Source organism: Pseudobacter ginsenosidimutans (assembly GCF_007970185.1).
GTDB lineage: Bacteria > Bacteroidota > Bacteroidia > Chitinophagales > Chitinophagaceae > Pseudobacter > Pseudobacter ginsenosidimutans.
This window is the reverse complement of sequence record NZ_CP042431.1, coordinates 1,817,047-1,841,242: the sequence shown is the minus strand read 5'-3', so window position 1 is coordinate 1,841,242 and position 24,196 is coordinate 1,817,047. Positions and strand designations below refer to the sequence as shown.

The 24,196-nt window shown below is 44.7% G+C and carries 16 protein-coding genes; 10 read left to right on the top strand and 6 right to left on the bottom strand.

Annotation, left to right across the window (positions count from 1 at the left end):
• Nucleotides 1-39: 39 nt before the first annotated feature.
• Nucleotides 40-399 carry a hypothetical protein gene (locus FSB84_RS07535; RefSeq protein ID WP_130542137.1) on the bottom strand — a complete coding sequence of 120 codons (360 nt, stop codon included), beginning with the start codon at nucleotides 397-399 and terminating at the stop codon, nucleotides 40-42.
• 352 nt (nucleotides 400-751) lie between these two features.
• Between FSB84_RS07535 and FSB84_RS07530 the strand changes: the two genes are divergently transcribed.
• From FSB84_RS07530 to FSB84_RS07515, 4 genes are all read left to right on the top strand, one after another.
• Nucleotides 752-1,012: a hypothetical protein gene (locus FSB84_RS07530; RefSeq protein ID WP_130542138.1), complete on the top strand. Its 261-nt coding sequence runs from the start codon at nucleotides 752-754 to the stop codon at nucleotides 1,010-1,012.
• 191 nt (nucleotides 1,013-1,203) lie between these two features.
• Nucleotides 1,204-2,049 carry a HEPN domain-containing protein gene (locus tag FSB84_RS07525; RefSeq protein WP_130542139.1) on the top strand — a complete coding sequence of 282 codons (846 nt, stop codon included), beginning with the start codon at nucleotides 1,204-1,206 and terminating at the stop codon, nucleotides 2,047-2,049.
• A 105-nt stretch (nucleotides 2,050-2,154) separates the two neighbouring features.
• A complete protein-coding gene (locus tag FSB84_RS07520; RefSeq protein WP_130542140.1) occupies nucleotides 2,155-2,961 on the top strand; it encodes a hypothetical protein in 807 nt (268 codons plus the stop codon).
• A gap of 612 nt (nucleotides 2,962-3,573) precedes the next feature.
• The gene (locus FSB84_RS07515) at nucleotides 3,574-4,221 is read left to right on the top strand and encodes a Crp/Fnr family transcriptional regulator (protein WP_130542141.1); all 648 of its coding nucleotides are present in this window, start codon (nucleotides 3,574-3,576) and stop codon (nucleotides 4,219-4,221) included.
• A gap of 78 nt (nucleotides 4,222-4,299) precedes the next feature.
• On the opposite strand, the gene FSB84_RS07510 is transcribed toward FSB84_RS07515, so the two are convergent.
• Nucleotides 4,300-8,592 carry an FG-GAP-like repeat-containing protein gene (locus FSB84_RS07510; RefSeq protein WP_130542142.1) on the bottom strand — a complete coding sequence of 1,431 codons (4,293 nt, stop codon included), beginning with the start codon at nucleotides 8,590-8,592 and terminating at the stop codon, nucleotides 4,300-4,302.
• A gap of 624 nt (nucleotides 8,593-9,216) precedes the next feature.
• Here FSB84_RS07510 and FSB84_RS07505 point away from each other — a divergent pair.
• Nucleotides 9,217-9,855: a type IV toxin-antitoxin system AbiEi family antitoxin domain-containing protein gene (locus FSB84_RS07505; protein ID WP_130542143.1), complete on the top strand. Its 639-nt coding sequence runs from the start codon at nucleotides 9,217-9,219 to the stop codon at nucleotides 9,853-9,855.
• Entirely contained in the window at nucleotides 9,852-10,703 is an 852-nt protein-coding gene (locus FSB84_RS07500; protein WP_130542144.1) for a nucleotidyl transferase AbiEii/AbiGii toxin family protein, read from the top strand. Before FSB84_RS07505 ends, FSB84_RS07500 begins: the two co-directional genes overlap by 4 nt.
• Before the next feature lie 37 nt (nucleotides 10,704-10,740).
• On the opposite strand, the gene FSB84_RS07495 is transcribed toward FSB84_RS07500, so the two are convergent.
• Complete coding sequence (locus FSB84_RS07495; RefSeq protein WP_225980090.1) at nucleotides 10,741-11,496, bottom strand: DNA recombination protein RmuC; 756 nt, start codon at nucleotides 11,494-11,496, stop codon at nucleotides 10,741-10,743.
• A gap of 228 nt (nucleotides 11,497-11,724) precedes the next feature.
• Between FSB84_RS07495 and FSB84_RS31645 the strand changes: the two genes are divergently transcribed.
• Nucleotides 11,725-11,883, top strand: a complete 159-nt coding sequence (locus FSB84_RS31645; protein ID WP_394367092.1) for a DUF5763 domain-containing protein — start codon at nucleotides 11,725-11,727, stop codon at nucleotides 11,881-11,883.
• 40 nt (nucleotides 11,884-11,923) lie between these two features.
• Here the strand turns inward: FSB84_RS31645 and FSB84_RS07490 are convergent, their stop codons facing one another.
• Nucleotides 11,924-12,931 carry a type IV toxin-antitoxin system AbiEi family antitoxin gene (locus FSB84_RS07490; protein WP_130542146.1) on the bottom strand — a complete coding sequence of 336 codons (1,008 nt, stop codon included), beginning with the start codon at nucleotides 12,929-12,931 and terminating at the stop codon, nucleotides 11,924-11,926.
• A gap of 486 nt (nucleotides 12,932-13,417) precedes the next feature.
• Between FSB84_RS07490 and FSB84_RS07485 the strand changes: the two genes are divergently transcribed.
• The 3 genes from FSB84_RS07485 to FSB84_RS07475 all read left to right on the top strand — a co-directional run bounded on the left by FSB84_RS07485 (nucleotide 13,418) and on the right by FSB84_RS07475 (nucleotide 22,748).
• Nucleotides 13,418-15,118 (top strand): tetratricopeptide repeat protein, encoded by a 1,701-nt coding sequence (locus FSB84_RS07485; protein WP_130542147.1) that lies wholly within the window; start codon nucleotides 13,418-13,420, stop codon nucleotides 15,116-15,118.
• A gap of 161 nt (nucleotides 15,119-15,279) precedes the next feature.
• A complete protein-coding gene (locus FSB84_RS07480; protein ID WP_130542148.1) occupies nucleotides 15,280-15,477 on the top strand; it encodes a hypothetical protein in 198 nt (65 codons plus the stop codon).
• Nucleotides 15,474-22,748, top strand: a complete 7,275-nt coding sequence (locus tag FSB84_RS07475; RefSeq protein WP_130542149.1) for a right-handed parallel beta-helix repeat-containing protein — start codon at nucleotides 15,474-15,476, stop codon at nucleotides 22,746-22,748. The genes FSB84_RS07480 and FSB84_RS07475 overlap by 4 nt, the downstream gene beginning before the upstream one ends.
• A gap of 111 nt (nucleotides 22,749-22,859) precedes the next feature.
• Here FSB84_RS07475 and FSB84_RS07470 read toward each other — a convergent pair whose 3' ends face one another.
• Both FSB84_RS07470 and FSB84_RS07465 read right to left on the bottom strand, forming a co-directional pair.
• Nucleotides 22,860-23,732: an alpha/beta fold hydrolase gene (locus tag FSB84_RS07470; protein WP_158643810.1), complete on the bottom strand. Its 873-nt coding sequence runs from the start codon at nucleotides 23,730-23,732 to the stop codon at nucleotides 22,860-22,862.
• Nucleotides 23,733-23,739: 7 nt separating this feature from the next.
• Nucleotides 23,740-24,147, bottom strand: a complete 408-nt coding sequence (locus FSB84_RS07465) for a VOC family protein (protein ID WP_130542151.1) — start codon at nucleotides 24,145-24,147, stop codon at nucleotides 23,740-23,742.
• Nucleotides 24,148-24,196: the final 49 nt, after the last annotated feature.

Sequence of the window (24,196 nt, the reverse complement as noted above, 5' to 3'; positions counted from 1 at the left end):
CCACACCAAAATCTTCCTATTAATTGTTCCTAAAACTGATTATTTTTTAGTTTTCCCCTTATCCGATATCTTCCTATTTAATTCCTTCTTAAAATCTCGCAACTCAGATTCAGTTATATTGTCAAATGCCTGGCCAAATGTCTGAGTATTTATGCCGAGCGAGTTAATGAGAGTAACAAGCGTGGTAAGTGATGCATTTCTCTCTCCAGTCATTATTTCGGAAATAGAGGCAATAGGAACACCTGATGCGGTTTCCCATTTCCGATAGCTCGTTATCAAATCAGGGTTGATGGCGTTCTGTTCTTTAAGCTTTTCGGCAATCCCCTTATTATTATCAATAATTTTCTTAAAAACTAGGGCAGCTTTTAGCTTAATAAGATCTTTTTCTTTTTCCTCCATCTCCGAAAGAACAAGGATTTCATAATTTTTTGTTCTGCGTTCGCATAACACTCAATTATTCTTCTTATATTCGTTCAGAATTTAATTGTATTAGCGCATTTACGAGTCTCGCTGAACGAAACGTGACAAATTTCTCAGAGAGCGGGTATAAGTAAAGCGCCCAATCCATATATTACATTATAGGGTTGGGCCTACTTATGTCTTTACTCTCTGACCGCGAAAGCGGGGGTCTTGTCACGGCCCGTTCAGGAAGGACAGGTAGGTTCCAACCCTATAATTATTTCCCCAAGAATCTGCCTTCCTCTGACTTCTTTATACATCCTTTCATTTTTTCACCATTAATCTTTTCGCTATGCCAAACACATCCCAGTCAACTCAGTCGCTATCCAACCCTATCGCATCCATCCACCAATTCTTCAACGGAGACTCTATCGAGAAAATCCGCTCAGACATGGACAACCTCCAAAACACCACCATCACTGAATCCTACGGAGACCTGGACAAAGAAGACAAATGGCTGCTCGTCGATTTCCTGCGCAGAATTTCCAACTTGATCGAAGTCGCACATGTCCTCATCACAAAACCGGACAATCCGGAAATCGCGACCAATTAAGCCCAGTTCTTATCCGCAGGCCAGGCTATCATCGTAATTGCCACCGCTCCTGTATCATTTTCCACTTTTGTAAGCTCGCATACTCACAGGTATCGATGTAAATCGATAGGAGCATCCTATGCCCGCAAACACTGATCAGGAGCGCCTGCCTGCTTATCCTCCTATTCATTCAAGCATTTAAAATTGATCGCATGAAACCTCATCCGCTTCTTCAGGAAGTAATCGCCATCATTGTAAGAACTGTTCCCACAGAAAAGATCGCGCTATTGGCATTCACCAGCCAGGAACAAGCTACCTGGAATTTCTTTCACCCCCAACCGCCAGAGATCCTCGCGCCTACAAAACTCAACCTGCTCATACTGGCAAGATCCACCAGAGAGTCCAGGCATGAGCTACTGGACATGATCGAGCAAAGATGTAAACACAAAATACCCATCGCCGCTCTGCTCCTGACGCCGGAAGAGTTCAAGATCCTACTTAGTAAAGGCAATCCCTTTGCCATGGCTGTACTGCAAGCCAATCATTGGATCTTTGAAGATCGAAACATCGTTAGCACCATCAGCTCCAACAATCTCATCATTCCTGAACCCGCCAACCAACACAGGGAAATTGCCTGCTGGTACAAGAACGCCCTGAGCTTCCTGAGGATCGCGAAGAGTCAACAACAATACGGAGAGCTCGGTATGACCGCTTTTTGTCTGCACCAGGCCGCCGAGCAGTTCCTGAGTATGCTGTCGCAGGCCGTCACCGGGTTTCGGTACAGCAGTCACAATCTTGATAAAACGTTGTCGTTTCTCCGTTTCTACCTGCCCGATATGAACCAGGTCTTTATCAGAACAACAGCAGCAGAAAGAGCCAGGTTCCAGCTCCTTAAAACCACCTACACACGCTTCCGGTACAAATCGGATTTTGACATTACTGCCACCGATATCAACTACCTGATGAATGAAGTGCTCAAACTGCAAACCATCGCAGAAAAGATTTTTCGATCGAAAATTGCTCCTTTCCATTTGCAGCAGCATCGCAGCCATGCCTAAGCGCAGTTATCAAAAACCGCAGCCACTGATCTTCCCTTCATTTAACAATTCTCTCCAAAACAATCCTCCTTATTATTCCATAATTTTATATCAAATTTTTGCAATATGGCAATCCAGACTGGACAGATCCGGTTCACCGGCAGGATCGGTGATCTGATTGGCTACTATCGCAATGGGGTGCATTGTCTGCGCAGCAGACCAGCGAAAGTGCATCAAACAAAAGCCACCCGACAGGCGGCACAGCAATTCGGTATCGCCAGCCGAAAGGGTAAACTCATCAGGCAGGCATTTGCGCCACACCTTAACGGAAGAAAAGATGGGGGATGGGTCAACCGGCTCAACAAAACACTGATCCAGTCCGGACTAGAAGGCTTGAAAGGATATCGCTTCAACCAGCAAACCGGTATCGAAACCTTCTTTCCCCAATTCACGATAGATCACAATAACCTCCTGCAGATCCCTGCGCAGGTCTTGCCCGCGCTTCCGCGCAAGGTCACGCATCTTGAAGTGAAGCTCATCGCGGCAAGTATCAATTTCAACACCGGTCGGGTGATCAGCACCGTTAGCCAGTCGCGGTTCCTGGATCTGAAGCAGTCCTTTGAAGGACTACAGTTCAATGCCATCGCTCCCAAACAAGGCACACTGATCCTCGCCCTGCAAGTCAACGCCTTCCAGGATAATCTACCATTGTTAGATAAACGCTACCTCGCCACAGACCTGATTGCTATCCAGATCCCGGCAAAAGAAACCATCAGCAACACACAACGGAAAAAAGCAAAAAGATTCAAATCGGGGAAGTCCTGGAAATCGCCTGGATCACAGCGGTGGCAGATTGAAAAAGAAATACTACCGATTGTATTATCTCACCATCTTTTTAATGATCGATCGGGATGGAACGAGCTACGGGAATAGTTCCGATCTGCAGATCAATTCAATATTTTTTGATGGATGTATTACGATAACAACCTCCGGAGCAATCGCTCCGCGGAAATGTATTGTCTTGGTCTACAATTTTCTGCTGTTGTCAGACAAGTTTTCCTCTTTTTTATGCAACATCGAATGTAAAATTGCCTGTAAGTGATCTGGTATGCGCATGCCAACCCGTAAAATCATCTTTCTATATTCTCATTTGTATTCTGGATCATAAATGCAGCTCATTTCCGGATCAAGTCCACCTTTTAGGCACGTGGTTCCCGAGTGTATCAGGGAATTACTCCGGATATACTTCGCTAATACCTTGTTGTATAAGTCTCCAGGATGCATTCCATATTCAGGAAGCAGGTACAATACCTATTACCAACAATTAAGAACTCTGAAAAAACATGCTGCGCAAGATCTTTCTAATAACCGATAAAATTTTGAAGCAATGAGTACACTGAACACGCCCTCCACTATTACCCCACAAGAATTATCTGATTATCGGAATTCGATCTAAAGAATCGATTTCACTCGTTCCGGCAAATAGCTATAATCCGTAACTTTCGCCATTATCCTCAAAGCCTTCCAAATAATCAACTTTTCCCAATGGTCTCAGTTCCCAAGCCTGCTGTAAAAAACAAGAAAGCCGATCCGCTCACAGTAGATATCGCCATCAACTACCTCTCCGTTTTCCATCCTGTTAATAAATCCTGTAGCGACTATCTCAAAAAGAAGGCTTTTGAAGTGAAGTTAAAAAAGCATGAGTTATTGCATAAGTCCGGCGAGATCTGTCCGTATGTATATTTTGTGATCAAAGGGATCCTCCGCGGCTACATCATCGATAACAAAAAAAATATCACTACCTGGATCACTTCAGAAAATCAGCTTGTGTCTTCCATCCGCGGCTTCCTCTTACAACAACCCACCGCTGAAAATATTGAAGCGCTGGAAGACTGTCACCTGCTGGCATTGCTTCACTCAGACCTCGAAAACGCCTATGAACAATTTGTCGAGTTCAATATTGTGGGAAGAAAGATCAATGAATTCTATTACACTTTTGCTGAAGACCGGGCTTTCATCTGCCGGCTGAGCAACGCAACCGACAGATACAATTATTTCATGCAAAACCATAGCCACCTGGTAAACCGGATCTCGCTCTCCTATATCGCCTCCTACCTGGGTATTTCAATCGAAACACTTAGCCGCATCAGAAGCCGGCAATCAAAAAAGAAACAGAGCCTGCCCGCTCAATAACCATTCAGCTTAGTACGCAAAAAAGAAAAAGCCACCCCGTTGAAACGGGATGGCATGCCCTTTTAATCAGCAATCTGTTTATTGTTTTACAAATTGCAACACCTGTTGCCCTTCGCCACTTTGAAGTAACAGGAAATATGTACCCGAACTCAGATCGTTCACCGGTATGTCGATAGTTTGACTGGCGGCCGATAATCTATTTAATTGTTTTACGATTTGTCCTGATGCATTCATGATCTGCCCTCGCAGCGATGTATAAGCGCTGTTCAGCCGGAGCTGGAGTTTTCCGGCAGTTGGATTGGGGAATACTGTCACTTCAATCACCTGATTCGATTGCAGCCATTGAAGATTGCTATATTCAACCGTTCCATCCTGGGAGATGATCTTTAACCGATAAAATTGCTTTTGAGCAGTAGCATTATTATCAACAAAATTGTATTGAATTCTTGTTCCAGAATTTTTTGCAGGCAGTTTACCGATAGCAGCAAACTGAACACCATCAATACTTTTTTCTATTTTATAACAACAGATCCCGGATTCGTTATCTGTAATGAATTTCACTTGCGCAGTTTGTCCTTTCCTGATCCATTCTGCTTTGAAAGAGACCAGATCAACCGGCAATGCACCCATCGACTTCCCTGCTACCAGATCAGGTACATAAAGCCAGGGGCCATACATCTGGCCGGTAAGAGCAGTAACGGGATCATACTTCACTCTCGCTCTAACCTGGGTATAAGGACCAGCACTAAGTTTATTAACCAGCACACTGAACTCAAGGCCATGTACTCCCAGATCGGAGTAAGCAGCCTGCGTTGCTGTGAACTGTGTACTATTGGTTATCTGCGCTCCACTGTAAGCCTGTCCATTGCTCCTTGTTTCCCAGACAAGCTTTCCTTTTGACCGTCCCAAAAACGATCTGCCCCAAATTTTCACACCAAAATCCCCCGATCCAAAATTACTTTTATCGATCCGTGTAGTGAGATCGGAATTAAACAGGGAAAGCATTTTATTTAGACCTGAACCAGGGTTATTGCCACTGAATACATAGAACGCACCTTCGGAGCTTTGTCCATTTGCATATACCGGAGCACCTGCAACAATATCACCATAGCCATCACCATTCAGGTCGCCTGCGCCAGAAATGGCAAATCCCATCGCGGCATTGGCTACATTGCTTTCTCTTCTATCAGCCATTGTATTGGAGATGCCAGCAGGCGAACCATGATAAACATATATCGCCCCTTCGGTCGCTTCAATATTTGAATAGCCGATAGCCCCTGCCAGCAGATCATTGTAACCATCGCCATTCACATCATTGGCGCCAACAGAATAACCAAACTGGGCCAGGTTCATATTGCGTTCAATCCTGATAGCCGCTGTAGTGTTGATGCCCGATGATGAACCATGAAAAACATATACAGCACCTTCTTGTGTGTGTCCATTTGAAAAATCGATAGCGCCCACAAATACATCGGAGAATCCATCGCCATTCACATCGCCGGCGCCACATACGGAAAAGCCAAATCGAGCCGCAGCCAGATTGCCTTCCAGCAATACTGAAGTTGCTGTATTCAATCCACTGGCAGATCCATAATACACAAACGCAGCACCTTCATTTGCTTGTCCGTTACTGAATACATTTGCTCCTACGATCACATCACTGTATCCATCGCCATTTACATCACCGGCACCTGATACTGCTCCGCCAAACCTGGAACCTGTCTGGTCCCTTTCCAGTATGGCAGCTACTGCAGGATTGATACCAGTTGATGAACCATGAAAAACAAAAACAACGCCTTCAGTTGCCTGACCATGACTGAATTTATTTGCTCCAACTATCACATCGCCATAACCATCACCATTTACATCTCCTGCACCGGCCACTGAAACTCCCAGTTGAGCATCCACCTGATTACTTTCAAAAGTAAAAGCCGGCGTAGTATTGATCCCGGTAGGAGAGCCCAGGAAAACCCAGCATGCTCCTTCCGTATTTTCTCCGTTTGAATAATTGGGCGCTCCGGCAATTATATCGGCATATCCATCACCATTTACATCACCGGCACCAGCCACTGAAAAGCCAAGCGTGGTAAATCCTCTGTTCATTTCGATAAAAGCAGAAGGAGTGGAGGGAATACCTGTTGCAGAACCATGATATACATAGATGGCTCCTTCAAAAGATTCACCGTTGCTATAATTAGGAGCACCCACCACAACATCGCTGTATCCATCGCCATTTACATCGCCCGCATAGGCGATGGAAGCTCCCATTCTGGCATCGGCCGAATTACTTTCTCTAAGGCTGGAGGGCCCGGCTGAAATACCTGATGCCGATCCATGATATACATAAACGATGCCTTCATCCACGTCGGGGTTATCAAAATTATAAGCACCAACAATTACATCACTAAAGCCATCGCCATTCACATCACCGGCACTGGCAACTGCGCCTCCATAGGCCGCGGAAGCCTGATTGCCTTCACCTACAGGATGCCTGGTATCATTAATTCCGGCAGGAGAGCCATAGAAGATGTCAGCCCTGCCTTCATTCAATTCACCATTATCATAAAAAGGAGAACCTACAATGATGTCGCTGAATCCATCGCCATTAACATCGCCTGCACCGGCAAGCGAATTTCCGAAGAGCTGTGATGCCTGAACTCCCATAATCAAATTACCACTACTGATACCAGCAGAGGAACCATACCTTACCATCACTGCACCCACTACAAGTCCATTATTGTAAAAAGGAATGCCAATGATCACATCGCTATAACCATCACCATTCACGTCGCCTGCACAAGCTACTGAAGTTCCTAATCGCTGTGCGGTACTATAGCTTCCTATTTCAACAAATGACCAGTTCCTGTTGACTCCCGTCGGAGAGCCATGAAACACGTAAGCTCTTCCATCTCCACTGGTTGAAATGGAGGAGCCTCCTTTGAAAGCACCAACAATTACATCACTGTATCCATCTCCATTCACATCACCCGCACCTGCTACTGATGATCCGAATTCACTATTAACCATAGGGGAAACTCCTTCGATATAATCAGTCAATACCGTGATCCCGGCTAAGCCTGTTGGTGATCCATACCTGACTATCGCTGCGCCTCTGTTCATAACCGGATAATAATGTGCACGTACACCAACAATCACATCGCTATAACCATCTCCGTTTACATCACCTGCACAGGAAACGGAGGTGCCTAAATTTGAATAATAATCGCTACCCTCTATATATGTACTAAAATTAGTGTTAAGACCAGTGGGTGAACCAAGATATAAAAAAGCAACTCCCTGCTCGTCGAAACGGATCTTAAATTTGGGTGCACCCACAATCACATCACTATACCCGTCGCCATTCACATCACCGGCGGTAGATACAGAAGAGCCGAAAGCGCCTTCCGGATGATGCTGATCAACAGTATAAGAAGCAGTAGTGCTCAAACCAGCAGCGGAACCATAATAAGCAAAAACAGCCCCTTCATTAACCTGACCTCTGTCGTAATTTTTTGCTCCGATGATCACATCGCTGTAGCCGTCGCCATTCACATCTCCTGCACTGGCAACAGCCACTCCGAATTGAGCACCGGCCTGGTTTTCTTCCAAAATTGAAGCCGGTGTTGAACTTACAGGATCGATGATAATTGGATACACAGCATCGCTGCTCTGTACATGAATACAAAAGTCTTTATTGCTTTTTTCAAAGCTTGCTGCAAGAGGCTGTCCGTTTGCATCCCACACTTTCAGCTGATCATATTGCATCACGAGACCTCCGTTTGAAGAGAATTGCAGGCGATCGGTTTGCAGTTTTATTGTCAGACCTGTTTTGATTTGCAGAATGATCTTTTCATCTTCCCCCGGAGACGTTGGCTTTTTCACGATGAAGTTCTGGCGCATGCCAGCTTCATTATTGATGTATTGCACATCGATATTTTCTGTTTGATAGGTTGCCTGTTTACCAGCAATCTCCCATTCCCCTTTTCCTATTTGTTTTTTATCGAGATTGAATGCTATACGCCAGGCGGGATTTTTTTCACGCGGTGAAACTTTGAATCCATTTTCTGAATAGGTGAAGAAGAGATTGTTCCTGCGATTGGAGGTTGTGTATTCCTCTTTTTCAGGAGTTTCCCTGAATTCATATTCCTGTTGCTTGAGGATGCGGATCGCTTCGGAAAACCAGCCGCTTTGTTTCAAAGCGTTGGTATCAGCCATGGGCGGTTGTTCTGTTGGCGTTTTCTTTGCGAGGGTTAACGTCGGTTTATATTGAAAGTTAACGTCGGTGGTAAGATGGTCTGTTTTGAGCTCTTTCAAATTTGTTATTACAGGCCATGCCAGTAATGCAACCGACAAGCTAATAATCTTCAACATGCACACATAGTTTAGATAAGAAAAAGTGGTTTTTCATTCTATTGGTTCGAGGGCAAAGAAAGATTGAAAAGCCGCCGTTTTCGTATTACCATATATTCATATTTGTTTTGCTTGGTTTTTTACATCTTCTTGTAAGCAAGGCTGGTAAAGAGTTGTAGAAGGAGGGGATGAAAAGGGAGGGAGGATTTTGTAGTTCGGATTTTGGTTTTCTTTTTGACGTTTGCCAAAAAATGGGGTGGAGGGTTTTTATGTTTTTTGATTCGATTGATTGGCGTATTCACTTCTTCTCCATTGAATTTATTTACGGGTTGATAACATAAGAAGGCCATCGTTCACGGTATAAAGTGAGAGCATGTGAATCCAACACCCTTCCTTATGTTTGAGACAGGCAAACCAACTTTCTTCGATAGGAGTACTCTCAAAAAATTTGACCTGGAAATAATAATACCTCAAAATATAGAGATTGTCCATGCCCACAATTAGGTAAGATTAGCTAAACACCTGCCAAAAAAGGGCAGCTAAATCGGATAATTTCCGATTTTTATTGGAATATATTACAAGTTCTTGTAAATTTCACAGCCTAAAATCGGATAATTTCCGATTTTTGTACCGAAATCATACAAGATGGATTTTAGGGATGCCATTCAAGATTACGCTGAAGAACCGCTGAACAGGCAAATCATTCTCGATTTGCTAAAGGGATATAAGCGTCCTAATGATAAAATTCATGAGCTTGTGAAGAAAGGTGAATTAATTACTGTGAAGAATGGGCTGTATGTTGCAGGCCCTCAAACAAAAGTTCAACAACCAGAACCTTTTCTTATTGCTAATCATCTCTGGGGACCAAGTTATGTTTCTTTGGAATCCGCCCTCTCATATTGGGGATTTATACCTGAAAGAGTGTTTGAGACAAATTCTGTAACAATCAAAGCAAGTAAAATCTATCGAACTACAATAGGAAGGTTTCGCTACTTCAATGCACCTCTCCCTTACTTTTCCTTCGGAATAAAAAGTGTATCACTAAGTCCAAAGCAAGTTGTCTTAATAGCCAGTCCCGAAAAAGCACTTTGCGATAAGATTATTATGACGCCAGGCATTTCTCTAAGAAGCACCATACAGGCAACTAATTTTCTGATTGATGATCTGCGAATTGATGAAGACCTGCTATTATCGCTCAACCTAAAAGAAATTAGCTCCTGGATCAGCAATGCACCCAAAAAGAAGAGTCTTGAAATATTGGTAAAAACAATCAGCAACTTATGATCAAAGAATGGATCGGGGAATACAAGCCACAAAATACAGATCAGGCGAAAGCTGCATTGCGTGAAATCATGCAGGAAGTTGCATTGGCGGGCCTGCAACGATCAGGCTTTTTTGAAAAGGCAGCTTTCTACGGAGGAACTGCATTGAGAATATTTCATGGACTGGATAGGTTCTCAGAAGACCTCGATTTTTCATTACTGCATGCAGACCCTGACTTTTCCTTTGAGCCACATTTTGAGAGTATCATTACTGAATTTGGCGCCATCGGTATGAAAGTAAGTATAAAAGAAAAGAAGAAAACGAATCAAACAAATATTGATTCCGCTTTTCTAAAATCAGAAACGGTATGGAAGGAGTTGATACTCGATAGTATTATTCCACAAGCAGGCATTGGAACGGCTGTAAATATTAAAATCAAACTGGAAGTGGACCGCGAACCTCCATCTGGATTTGAAACAGAAGAGAAACTACTGCTGCGTCCATTTTCTTTTTATGTAAAATGCTTTACACTACCGAATCTTTTTGCAGGCAAACTACATGCCCTTCTTTTCCGTAAATGGGGCAATCGGGTAAAAGGAAGAGATTGGTATGACTTCGAATGGTATGTAAAAAAAGGTATACCACTTAATCTTCAACACTTTTTGCTTCGTGCACAGGATAGTGGCGACTGGAAAGAAGCTACAATTACTAAGAGTCAGGTTGACCAGCTTATTAATGATAGAATTGACGCCGTCTCTATGGAAGCAATAAAAGAAGACATCAGAAGGTTTATACCGGATGATTCGGTACTTGACATTTGGAGTCCTCATTATTTTCATAGATTAGTAGACAAACTTCGATTTGAATAATCTGTATCACAATTGTCCCGTATTTATTTGAGAAAATCTACTCCTCGCTCATCGTCAGCAACTTTTCCGGCAAACTATTCTTTGTCTTTAACCCCAGGTTTTTCAATTTCGTTGCCTGTGTAACCAGGTTGTCATTTCCTGTTGTCAATTTTTTGTAAGCCTCCCCGTATTTGTTTTGGGCTTTTGTAAGATAATCGCCTACATCTTCCAGGTTCGCTACAAATCCTACGAACTTATCATACAATTTGGCCCCACGTTCTGCAATCTCGTTTGCATTCTGATTCTGGTACTCCCGCTTCCATAGATCAACGATCAGTTTCAGGGAAGTGATCAGATTGGTAGGGCTCAGTAACAGGATCCTTTTATCATAAGCATAATTCCAGAGCTCCGGGTCAGCCTGGAGTGCCGCGATATAAGCAGGCTCGCTGGGAATGAACATCATCACAAAATCAAGACTCTTACTGTAATCATCATATCCCTTTACACTGAGCGACTGGATATGTTTCTTGATACAGGTAACATGCTCATTCAGCCCCTTGTTTCTTTCCGCGTCGTCTGCCGCATCAATGCTTCTTGTGAAAGCGTTGAGTGAAATTTTTGAATCGATGATCACATGCCGGTTATCGGGGTACTTGATCACAGCATCCGGACGCATCTTTTTATCTTCTCCTTCGGAGCGCATAGGATTTCCCCATTCATCATGCAACTGATGCTCCATAAAGTATTCCCGGTCCTTTACGAGGCCCGAGCGTTCCAGGATATTTTCGAGGATCATTTCACCCCATCCGCCCAGGGTTTTAGTCCAATTAGTAAATTCTAATTACAGTCCGGATTTGGTGCGTCCGCCACTCGGAAATGAAATAGAAGTTAGCGAACTATCAACCACTGAAGAGCAACTGCCAGACGTTCCAATATACTCCTGGTGATTCTTGTTTCTCTTTTGTATTCCTGTCATAATATAAATACAAATGCTCACGAGCTGAAACAACTGAATGACCGCATCACCCATCTCGAAAAAAAAATGGATTCCTTAACGCAGGCCACAAACACAAGTCCTGGAGGCATAAACAATATGGGTGCGCTTTGGCAAACAAACTATTGTGCAGCCATGACCAAAAAAGGAACTCCCTGCAGAAGAAAAGCAAAAAGCAATGGGTATTGCTGGCAACATGGCAGATGATTACTGTTGGTTTCGCCGGATAAGAAGATTCCGGGCTGTATCAATTAGACTCGATCTGATGTTTTATATGATGATCGTAGATGAGGTTGGCAGTTTGTATGCAACGCGGATCATCTGTTATTAGCAGGTCGGCGTACACAAGAAGCGGGGGAGCGGTAGTGTTATTGTTGTTTTTTTCAGACCAAAACTTATTGTACACAAGAACATCTCCCTTTCTATCCGGCACCAATCCGATGGCATTGGCCTGTTGGTCATTCAGACCGGGCGTGTAGAGCGTCCATACCCTGGCCTGGAGGTAATTGGTCATGAGTTCGCCGGCAGGTTCGCCACTCCATTCCATATTGAGGTCTTTCAGGTTTATGTCCTGCCAATTATCACGATTTTCGTCTACCTGTATCCGAAAGGCGCCTTTGAAGAGGTCAGGTTTCAGGGTTTCCCTGTAACCGGCAACCCATCGTTCCAATAATTCTCGTTTATTTTTGAGCGTTACCTTCCGCTTGCTGAGAGGCAGGATATACCCGGCTTCCGCCAATCCATCTATAATATATTTGATATTCCCCAGCGCAATTCCGGTTTCCTGGGCCAACTGCCGGTAAGTTCCCGCAATCGCATCCGGATTATTCAAAAGATGAAAGACAGCTTTCAATCCTGTTTTGGTAAATGCCCGGTTGGTCACAGGCTTTGTTTCCCTGATCGGTTTGTTGCCATCCAGGAAGATGATCGCCTGGCTGGTGTTGATGAAGATGTTTCCGTTTGCTTCCAGGTAGGCAACTCCTTTCTTTCTTAACAGCTCCCGGGCAGGAGCTGCAATTTGTTCCGCCACCACTAAAAGTGAAAATCGAAAATCCTTTGCTCTTATGATCTGATCAACCTGGTAAGCAGTCAGGTATTTCTTATACTCGACAATGAACTGCATCACGCGTTCCTGAAACACGATCCCATATACCCTGTTCTCGGCCTTCCCATAAGTTTGCCAGGTAACTTTTATCCCTGTTCTGTCTCTTAAAATATTGATGGCCTGCTCAATTATTTCGGATTCTTTATTCATAAGTTGCTGTTGTCCATCTATAATGAACAACCGAAAATAGTGAACAAATGGACAAAGTTGTGCTTAGTTGTTCACATAAACCAGCATTGTTCATTAAAAGTGAACAAACGAAATTAGTGAACAAATGTATTAACTTGCTAGTTATCAATAAAGTAGGGGTTCAGAAAGAAGCCAGGGTATTCAGTTCGTTTTCTGTCCTTTTGAAAAGCCTAAAAGCTCCTCTCAACTATACGCAATTAGATATAATCATATTCAAATGGAGGAATTTATATCTAAATACATATAAAAGATACCGGTCAGAAAATGATAACAAATTTGCGTTTGATCAAATCAGTGAATGTTCAACTCTCTTTTCCAGTTATCAATATCCACTGCCAGGATCAATATAGAAATCGAATAAACACTTCATGATCCCTCAGCCATCTTTCCACAAACACACCTTATTCCATTATTTTTGCCGGCACAGATCTAACTCACTGCCTCCGTATGACCAATAGAACAAACCGCTTCCTTTGTATCAAAGCTTCCCTCTTTGCCATTACCTGGCTGTTTGTCTTTTCCGCCAATGGTCAATACGAGTCCTGGCTCAACCGCAGCTACCGCGAACGGGTAGGCGATATCAAGGTCTTCATAGACGGACTCATCTTCAACCCTGATTCCATCTCCGTATTCAAAAAAATAGACAGCCTCAAATCCTTCGGCGAAAAACACAACGACAAAGAGATCATTCTCGAAGCCGAACTCGTTCACGCCTATTACCTCAGCATCCACGCCAGCGACCGCAACCGCGTGATCAACCTTTTCCAGCAACTCATCGAAAATGCCAAAGCAAAAGGCTCATTGGTACACGAAGCCCGCGGCCACCGCCATCTTTCTTATTATTACTGGAACTACCTCAAGAACTACGAGCTCGCCTTCGAGCAGTTCCTCCTCCTTGACCAGGTGCTGGAAAAAATGAACTCGGATACATTCCCGGATAAACTGGACCATCTTTACCAAATCGGTCGCGCTTATTATCATTTCTCCGAACATCGCGAAGCCATCACCTATTTCAAGAAAGCCCTGAGTCTGCCCGAAACTCCTTTCAATAAGATCTATGTCAACCAGGCCAGAAATACCATGGGTATGAGCTATCAGGCCATTAACCAACTGGATTCCGCCGACCTCTGTTTCCGCGAACTCATCAAGTCCAATCCAGGCAATATCTGGGAAGGTATCGCCAGTGGCAATCTCGGTTACAGTTACTATCTCCGGAATGATTTCGATACCGCCATTCCATTATTGGAAAAAGATGTGGTCCTCGCCATCAAAGAACAGGACTGGGGCCTCGCTTCCGGCTCCGCCATGACGCTCGCTGATATCTATTTCAAGAAAAACCAGTTGTCTAAAGCAAAGGAACAAACGCTACAGGCCAGGGAATATGTTTTGAGATCGAACCAATACTCGCGCTACCGCTACCTGTTCCCGCTCATGAGCAAGATGTACGCGGCAGAAGGAAAACTGCCATTATCGAATGCTTACCTGGATTCCGCCATCATCGTGAAAGACAGTCTTGCCCGCGAATTCAACGCCCTTCAAATGATGCGCGCGGCCCAAAAAGCAGAACAGGACCAATACCGCGCTACCGTAAAAGATATCGAGAACAAACGTCTCCTGAATAAAATAGAAAGAAATCTCCTGATCGGAGTGGTGCTGCTGATGATATTGATCGCCTGGTTCTGGTATCGCCAGCAGGTTAAAAAGCAACAAAGACAGGAAGAGCAGGTTCGTCGGGCTGAAGAAGAGCTCGCTTCCGCCACCAGACAGCTGAATGAATTCGCCAGACATATTTCAGAAAAGAACAAACTGATCGATCTCCTCCAGGAACAAAATGGACAACAGGACAATGAACTCTTCGTCCAATTACAACAAAGCACCATTCTCACAGAAGAAGAATGGGATAGTTTCAGGAATCTTTTCGAGAGAGTGCATAGCGGTTATCTCCGCAGATTAAAAACGAAACTCCCGGAACTGAGCCCCGCCGAGATCCGTTTCATGACACTCGCCAAACTCCAATTCACCAATAAAGAGATGGCCGCCACCCTCGGTGTATCCCAGCAAGCCATCAGAACCACCTGGCACAGGCTCAGAAAAAAACTCGACCTCCCGGAAGAAGGAAGCCTGGAAGAACTGGTGAACTCCATCTGATAACCACCCATAAATCCCCGAATAACCAGACCCGTTAGTCTCAAAACTGCCTCCATTCCGCCTTGTAACGTTTTTGTGACGCTCCTGTAACGCTTTTGAAATGCGCTGATTTTCCTTTCCCATCAGCCGGCTGGTAGCTTTGCTTCCCAACAAATAAAGCTATGCCGGAAAGAAAAAAACTACTGCTGTGGCTTATCGCCATGATCTTATTCTTTCTCCTGCTGCTGGTTACCATCTGGCTGGTGTATAATTATCGCATACACCAACTGGATCGTCAACTGGAACGCCCAACTGTTTCATTCCACCCCAACACCCTTTTACAAGAAAAATCAAACACCCAACAAACAACCTGTATATGAACAAAACATTTACAGTAAAGGATCGCCTGTACCTTTTATTGATAACTTTTTCCATTTGTCTGGTTTCTTTCCAGGCACAGAGCCAGCAAAATGTGTATGTAGACAGTGGAGCAACCGGCGCCAACAACGGCAGCAGCTGGACCAATGCCTATACCAAACTATCCGATGCCCTCACCGCCGTGAATGCAGGTAGTTCAGCCGTTCAGGTTCACGTGGCCAGCGGCACTTATTTCCCCACCGGCGATCAGTCAGCTACTGACCGCGACTCTGCCTTCACCATCTATCGCGCCGGCATCAGGCTGCTGGGTGGTTACCCCAGGGGCGGAGGCGTCCGCGATCCAACAGTCAACAAAGTCTATCTCGATGGCGATATCGGTACAGCTGGTGATGCTGCCGGTAACAGCTTTCACATCATGGTAGTGGTAGGAAGCAAAGGCATCAAAGACAGCACGGTGATCGATGGATTTACTTTCCGCCATGGTAAAGGATCCGATCTGGAGGACCCCGATGGCAAGTATTATTCCAGTCAACTGGTACTCTACAGGCATTTTGGCGGCGGGCTGCTTTTAGAACGGCTTTCTATCGACCATGATAATCCCATTGCCGTCACCAATTGTGAGTTTACAAACAATTCTTCCAATACCGGAGGCGGAGTATATGCCAATAATGCGGCAGTGATTTTCAATAAATGCAAATTCAGTTCGGGCACTGCGATACGTGGCGCCGGTGTGGGCGCCATCAATAGCAGTTCCGTTTTTAACGAGTGCATTTTTTCAGATAATAAAAGCTATAAAGAATCAGGGCTTGCGGGATGGGGAGGAGAGACCAGAATACTTAACAGTAGTTTTCTGAACAACGAGACATTTGAACTCGGTGGTGTTGCCAGCCTTAGTTCGATGAGCGCAGAAGTGGATAATTGTCTCTTTTCAAATAATTCCTTTCCTCAACAGGGAGGCTCTCTTTTAATTTTCCAGGTCCAAAATGCCTCCATCAAAAACAGTACGTTCAGCAATAACAATGCAAGGTTTGGAGCAGGGATGTTTGTCAGGCGTTCAAACGGTAATATCAATAACTGTAAGTTTTTGAATAATACCTCAGCAACTGGTGGTGCTATTTATATTGAAGAATCTACTATTTCCGTTAATCAGGCCACTGCTGCAGGGAATAATGCAGAAGTTGATGGCGGCGTTATTTACTCGGTTACTTCAACAATCACTATCAATGGCGGAACTTATTCCGGTAATAAAGCTTCGCGTGGAGGCGGTGTACTCACTTTCAAATCAGGAAGTGTAACAATAGACAAGGGTCTGTTCAGCGAAAACGCTGCCCAATATGGAGGAGTGATCAGGAACGAAGGATATCCGCAACTCACTGTAAAGAATGCCATCTTCAGTCGAAATAAAAGTACCAATACCGCGCCTGCGATGAGTCTTGCAGGTGGTGCCGCAGACACTTTGATCAATAATCTTTTCATTCAAAACAAAGACAACAGCACAGTAGGCGGCGGCGCTATTTGTTTGTACAACGGCAATTATTTCATCGCCAATAATACTTTCTATGCTGATACCACTAATGGTCGTGGCGCGGCCATCAGGCTGGAAGGCACCGGCGGAAGTTGCAATCTGCGAAATAATCTTTTCTATAAATGCAAAGCCGCATCGGGCACAGAAGTATATAATGATGCCGCCATGCCCTACACAGAAAGCCACAATAGTTTTTCTGTTAACCCGGTTTTTAAGAACGAAGCATCGCCTGCAGGTCCCGACAATACCTGGGGCACTCTTGATGATGGACTTGTAATTACAGGAACCACTTCATTAGCCAATGCAGGTGATACAACTGGCATCGGACATATCATCCCTTCATTCGATATCGCCGGCAATCCGAGGATTGTTGGGCATCAGATCGATATCGGCGCTTATGAATCAAGTATCGGTTCCGAATTGTATGTAGACAGTACCAATGGTAATGATGCAAACGACGGCAGTTCCTGGTCTACAGCTTATAAAACATTGTCGCGCGCATTGAGCAATAACCAGCCTATCATGTCCATCTACGTGGCAAAGGGAACATACTATCCGTCCGGTGTGCAGGCCGGCGCTTCGCGCGACAGTGCCTTCACCATCTTACGTGGTAATATCAAATTGTATGGCGGATATCCTGCCGGTGGCGGTGTAAGAGATATCGCCAACAACCCGGTTTACCTCGATGGAAATATTGTTAATCCAAATCTGTCTACAGACAACAGCTATCATATCATGGTTGTAGCCGGATTATCAGCCACAGCAGACAGTGTGATCATCGATGGCTTTACTTTCCGGAATGGAAACGCCACAGGAGACCTTCGCAAAAAGTATAACAACTTTGATGTGTGGCAAAACTATGGCGGCGCACTGGTTTTACAGGATAACGCAAAATCGAAAAAGATAAAGATCATCAATTGCGTCTTTACCAATAACCTTACAAGAAGAGAAGGAGCCGCTGTTTATACCATCGATACCGATCCTGTTTTTGAAAATTGTCGTTTCGATAACAACCAAATTACCAGCGGAGGTATTGGCGGCACCATTCAGAATTATGACAACAGTGTTGTGTTCACCAATTGCGAGTTCATTGCCAACAATGGACTGACGGGTGCAGCTATCAATAATATCAATGCTCAAAACCTGATCACCGGTTCGCGATTTGATGGGAACAATGCGGAAGCAGGTGGAGCTATCGCCAACTCAGGCAATTCAACTGCCACCATCAACAACACACAGTTCAACAACAATACGGCTTCGCTGGCAGGAGGTTCTATCTACCAGGAAGGAGGCACAATTCAGGTTTCAGGTTCCACCTTTACAAACAACAGTGCAGAATATGGAGGCGCTATCCGCAATCAGAGCAATCCTGTTTTGTCGGTAAAGAATTCTGTGTTCAGTGGAAACAGTTCCAACAATACCGGCGCAGCCATGAGCCTTGCCGAGGGTAGCGACACACTCGTGAATAACCTGTTCATCCGGAATAAAGACAATAGCGCTGTAGGCGGTGGCGCTATCTGTTTGTTTGCTGGAAATTTCTCGGTAGTCAACAATACATTTTATGCCGATACCACCATGGGCAATGGCGGCGCTATCCGTTTGGAAGGTGGTAGCGGAAATGCAAAACTGCAAAACAATATTTTCTACAAGTGTAAGGCAACAGCCAGCAATGATGTATACAACGATGCAGGTATGCCTCTAACGGAACTGGCTAACAGCTATTCCATCGATCCACTTTTTATCAATGAAGCTTCTCCAATCGGCGCTGATAATATTTGGGGAACAGCAGATGATGGACTGATATTACAGACTTCCAGCACTGAAGCCAACACCGGCTACTCATTGGGTTTTGAGAGTTGCATGCCGTCCACAGACCTTTCCGGCAATACAAGGATCTTTGGTGATGCCATCGACAAGGGCGCTTATGAATCCCTCGCAATGGCAGCCAATATTTTGTATGTAGATAGCACCAATGGCAACGACGGCAATAGCGGCGCATCCTGGGCACTTGCGCATAAAACACTGGCACGCACATTACACATCGCCAACAAACCTGGAAATACCGTAGACAGTATCCTGGTTGCCAAAGGAACTTATTTCCCTACCGGTCAACAGAACGGTACCAATCGCGATAGCTCCTTTATCATTTATCGCGCAGGACTAAAACTGTACGGCGGTTATCCCGCTGGCGGTGGCACAAGGGATCTCCTCGCCAATCCGGTTTATCTCGATGGCGATATCAACAACCCGGATGATAACCTCGACAATAGTTTCCACGTACTGATGATCGTTGATACCAGACTTCCTGCAGACAGCCTGGTGCTCGACGGATTTACGATCCGCAATGGTAATGCCGACGGATCAGGCAGCAACATCAACGATGGATATGCCATACAAAGGAATTCAGGAGGCGGAGCCTTTGTATTGTTCTGCGGGGCTTTCACCCGTTTCAGTAATTGCAATTTCATGAACAACACCGCCAACAGAGAAGGAGCCGGGATCTATAACAATAACGCATCCCCGCTTATCTCCGATTGTAATTTCTCTGATAACAGGTGCACGGTTGACGGTGGCGCCATGTACAATTGTTTCAGGTCTTCGCCGGTTGTGCTGAATTGCAGTTTTACATCCAATTCCGCAATGCATGGTGCAGGAATGTATAATATCGATTACTCCAATGCCGTGATCAGGAAAACTAATTTTCTAAAAAACAATACAACCGGAGACGGCGGTGGCATCTACAACAATGTCAAATCCATTGCGCTGATAGACAGTTGCATCATTTCAGAAAACAGCAGCGCTTCCGGTGCCGGCATTTACAATCGTGATTACTCCAATGCAGTGATCAGGAACACGCAGATCACCCTGAATACAGCCATCAGCGATGGCGGTGGAATAATGAACATCCTTAACTCCGCTCCGCAGATAGACAGCTGTATCATTTCTGGGAATATTGCTGAGGAAGGCGGTGGTATGCAAAACTTTTTAGGCTCCAACCCGATCATAAGAAACACCAGCTTCATACAAAACAAAGCAACTACCTATGGCGGCGGCATCTACAATATCAAGAAATCTTCTCCCCTGATCGACAGTTGCCTGTTCTCAGAGAACACAGCAAAATACGGAGCTGGCATTGCCAATAACGATACCTCTGCACCTGCCATCAGGAATTCCCGATTCACGAAGAACGCTGCCATTACCGATGGCGGCGGTATCTATAATACCAATTTCTGCGGACCGCTGATCTACAATTGTATCATCGCTGAAAACACTGCCAAATACGGGGCAGGCATGTATAATTACATTCGTTCCAGCCCCATTGTGAAGAGCAACAACATCATGCAGAACCAATCGGTGGATGATGGAGCAGGCGTTTATAATAATTATCTGTCCTCCCCGCAATTCGACAGTTGTTTATTCTCCGGCAATATTTCCCAACAAGGAGCAGGTGGTATGATCAACAGTTATTCCAGTCATCCTGTGATCAGGAACTCAAGGTTCATCGGTAACAAATGTACCTCCACCGGTGGCGCCATCCAGAATATGCTGAAGTCCGTTCCGGTTATTGATAGCTGTTATTTTGCTGAGAACAGCGCCCGTTACGGAGGAGCGATCTATACAAGAGATTCATCAGTTCCGGTTTTCAAGAATAGTCAATTCATCAGGAACACAGCAACTTCAGATGGCGGAGCCGTACACACCGCAATCTACTCTTCACCGCTGATCGACAGCTGCCTGTTTTCAGAGAATTCTGCTACTTATGGTGGAGGCTTATACTGCATCAATTTTTCAAATCCAATTGTCAGGAATTGCCAGTTCATCAAAGACACAGCCCGAAATGATGGCGGCGCCATCTTTGTCCGTGATAATTCACATCCTGCGTTGGAAAAATGTGTTTTAAAGGAGAATGTTGCAAAACGAGGTGGGGCATTGTATGGTTTGGCTGCCAATATCCCTGTTACAGGCAGCAGCTTTGAAAAGAACCTTGCAACAATTGGGGGCGGCGCGATATTCCAGACAGGTGGCCATTTCAGGATCGATGCTTCCAGGTTTACGGGCAATACTGCACAGTACGGCGGCGCTATCCGCAATGAACAATCGAATAAATTATTTGTGCAGAATTCCTTTTTCGAATCGAACAGCAGCACCAATACCGGCGCAGCCATGAGCCTGTTCCAGGGGACGGATACGCTGGTGAACAATCTGTTCATTCGTAATAAAGATAAAAGCAGTGTGGGTGGAGGAGCTGTGTGCATTGCCTCGGGTTCTTATTGGATCACCAATAATACTTTCTATGCCGATACTACTTCCAATGGTCGTGGCGGGGCCATAAGGCTAGACCCTACTACCGGAGATGCATCAGTGTATAATAATATTTTCTATAAATGCCATGCAGGCGCAGGTGACAATGATGTTTACCATGCAGCAGGCATGCAGCTGAACAAAGGCAATAATCTTCAGGCTGCTGATCCGGGTTTTGTAAATGAAACCGATCCCGATGGTGCAGATAATCTTTGGGGTACTGCCGATGATGGATTGGCTTTGACTTTGTGCAGCCCTGCTATCAATGCGGGCGTCAACATTGCCATAGACGCATCTATATTAAAAGACATCGCCAATCAACCACGAATTGGTCTGATCAATATCGATATGGGCGCGTATGAATCCAGCAAGTCGTATTCATTGAACGAAACAAGTGCCACACTCATTTCAGACATCAATTGTCAAAACAATGGCTGGACCAATTACTATAACACAACCGGTGAAAAGATCCTGGTGTCTATCAAAGCAGGATTCAACGATCTCGGCACCATTACAGCTTCCGGCAACCTCAGGACCGGCTATGCAACTGACAATACAGAGATGATGACTGCTCCCTTCGGCACAACCGATAACCTGTATCCATTCAATCGCAGCTGGACCATCACCACCAGCAAAACGCCGGTAGATTCAGTGGGTGTAAGATTCTACTTCGGAGCAGCAGACAGCAGTGATGTAAAGAACACTGTTTCATTTGAGAGCCTTCGCAACCTGGTATTGTATAAAGTAAATGGAGCAGACGCCTGGAATACAGATGCCACAGGCTATACCAGTTACAAGTTTGCAGACACTGCTTCCAAAACAACCTTTACGCTGGGTACTTACCAGGGATTGCAGTATGCAGAGTTCTATGTCACTTCCTTCAGCTCAGGTTCGATGGCAGCGATCACTTCATCACCATTACCCCTCGATCTGCTCAATTTCAGTGGCAGGCTGATCAATGATAAAAGCAGGCTGGAATGGCTCACAGCCAATGAAGAGAATGTTTCTCATTTTGAGGTGGAACGCAGCACTGGCAATAACGAATGGGTTTCTATCGGGCAAGTGCCCGCGCGAAATATCGCTGGCAATCAGTCCTACACTTTCTGGGATAATCAACCAGCCAACGGATGGAATTACTACCGGTTGAAGATGGTAGATATCGATAGACGATTCAAGTACAGTAAGATGATCGCAATAAGAAAGAATGGTCCAAACTTACTGGTGTATCCTAATCCGAACAAGGGACAATTTGTAGTTCAGATCGATCATGCAGCCAGCAGGTCCACACTTCAATTGTACGATGCAAGTGGAAAGTTGGTACATCAGCAATTACTGGTTCAGGGGATCAATACCATCAATGTACAAAAGCTGAGTGGTGGCGTATATATCCTAAAAGTGGAAGATGGCACACAGCATCATATAGAAAGAATGATCATCAGAAAATAAGGTCCTGGCAATTGGATAGGGAGTCTTCAATTTATTGGAGGCTCCCTTTTTTGTGAGTTGTTTGAAAAGAAAAATCCCACCTGTGTTTACAAGTGGGATCAAATAATATCGTTACAACTCATTCAACTTCGTCCAATCGAACAACTTCGGCTCTTTGGTGAAAAACTCTATCGCCATGCTATTAAGCGCTCCCGGTTTTTCGAAAATGATAAAATGGGAAGCTGCCGGAATAATCCCAAGTTGACTTCCTTTGATAGACTGATGCAATTGTACAGCATGTTCCAGCTTTACAATATCATTATCGCCCTGCACAATCAGTACTCTACTTTGGATCTTAGCCAGCTTTTCAGCAGGAACAATCACCGGAGTAGAACACATAGTTCTAAAATCCTTTGCGAATTTTTTCCATTTGTCCTTTTGTGGCGTTTTCTTCAAATGCACATCCAGCCACCAGCGATAATCTTTCTCCATCACCTCCGGCGTGAGCTCGTCCAGGGAAGAAGTCACATAACCAAAATATCCCGAAGTGTCCGATGCTGCAGCAAAGGCAACTGCTTTCTTCACCTTATCAGGACGATCAGCCGCCATCAGTAAGGCCACATTTCCACCATCACTATAACCGAAGATATAAGTGCTGTCCAGTTTTAAAGCATCCACCAGTTTCAACAAATAATCAGCCATAAGTTGATAACTTACAGAATCGCCCTGCTCCGAACGACCCTGTCCCGGGCAATCCACCGCAATGACCCTAAACTTTTTCGACAGCTCCGGAATAAGCGGACCCACTCCTTCAATAGAACTCAGTCCGCCATGGATCAACAGTAAAGGAGTTCCTTTACCATATTCTTCGTAATAAAGTTTCGCGCCATTGATCGTTTTGTAGCTTCCGTTGTTGGAGCCATATGGGATCTTCGTTTGTGCTAATCCGGTACTACTTTGTAAAATAGCGGCAGCTAATAATACCGTGATCAAAAAATGTTTCATAATAAGTTTATTGAGTGGGGAATTGTGACATGTCTGCGTACGCGATCTCCCATTGATGACCATCCAGGTCTTCAAAACTGTGCTGATACATCCAGCCATGATCAGCTGGGTCCGCGTAAATTCTTCCCCCGAGCTTTTTCGCACTGGCCACCATCTGATCAACTTCTTCCCGCGAAGCTGCATCCAGTGCAATCAGTACTTCCGTAGTTTTTTTAGCGTCACTGATCGGCTTTTTGGTGAACGTAGCGAAGTAAGTTTCCTGCAAGAGCTGTGCATAGATTGCATCACTGATGATCATACACGCCGCGTTCTCGTCAGAAAATTGCGGGTTGAACTGAAAGCCCAGTCCTTCAAAAAAACTCCTGGATCTTTCAATATCCTTTACGGGAAGATTGATAAAAACTTTTGTTGCCATTGTTCAATTTTAAATTGTGATTGATTTTCTTATCACAAAGAAAAATTGA

Bases quoted from the DNA above. Each gene is read 5' to 3' on its own strand.
- FSB84_RS07535 (WP_130542137.1), bottom strand. From the start codon at position 399: ATGGAGGAAAAAGAAAAAGATCTTATTAAGCTAAAAGCTGCCCTAGTT.
- FSB84_RS07530 (WP_130542138.1), top strand. From the start codon at position 752: ATGCCAAACACATCCCAGTCAACTCAGTCGCTATCCAACCCTATCGCA.
- FSB84_RS07525 (WP_130542139.1), top strand. From the start codon at position 1,204: ATGAAACCTCATCCGCTTCTTCAGGAAGTAATCGCCATCATTGTAAGA.
- FSB84_RS07520 (WP_130542140.1), top strand. From the start codon at position 2,155: ATGGCAATCCAGACTGGACAGATCCGGTTCACCGGCAGGATCGGTGAT.
- FSB84_RS07515 (WP_130542141.1), top strand. From the start codon at position 3,574: ATGGTCTCAGTTCCCAAGCCTGCTGTAAAAAACAAGAAAGCCGATCCG.
- FSB84_RS07510 (WP_130542142.1), bottom strand. From the start codon at position 8,592: ATGTTGAAGATTATTAGCTTGTCGGTTGCATTACTGGCATGGCCTGTA.
- FSB84_RS07505 (WP_130542143.1), top strand. From the start codon at position 9,217: ATGGATTTTAGGGATGCCATTCAAGATTACGCTGAAGAACCGCTGAAC.
- FSB84_RS07500 (WP_130542144.1), top strand. From the start codon at position 9,852: ATGATCAAAGAATGGATCGGGGAATACAAGCCACAAAATACAGATCAG.
- FSB84_RS31645 (WP_394367092.1), top strand. From the start codon at position 11,725: ATGGATTCCTTAACGCAGGCCACAAACACAAGTCCTGGAGGCATAAAC.
- FSB84_RS07490 (WP_130542146.1), bottom strand. From the start codon at position 12,931: ATGAATAAAGAATCCGAAATAATTGAGCAGGCCATCAATATTTTAAGA.
- FSB84_RS07485 (WP_130542147.1), top strand. From the start codon at position 13,418: ATGACCAATAGAACAAACCGCTTCCTTTGTATCAAAGCTTCCCTCTTT.
- FSB84_RS07480 (WP_130542148.1), top strand. From the start codon at position 15,280: ATGCCGGAAAGAAAAAAACTACTGCTGTGGCTTATCGCCATGATCTTA.
- FSB84_RS07475 (WP_130542149.1), top strand. From the start codon at position 15,474: ATGAACAAAACATTTACAGTAAAGGATCGCCTGTACCTTTTATTGATA.
- FSB84_RS07470 (WP_158643810.1), bottom strand. From the start codon at position 23,732: ATGAAACATTTTTTGATCACGGTATTATTAGCTGCCGCTATTTTACAA.
- FSB84_RS07465 (WP_130542151.1), bottom strand. From the start codon at position 24,147: ATGGCAACAAAAGTTTTTATCAATCTTCCCGTAAAGGATATTGAAAGA.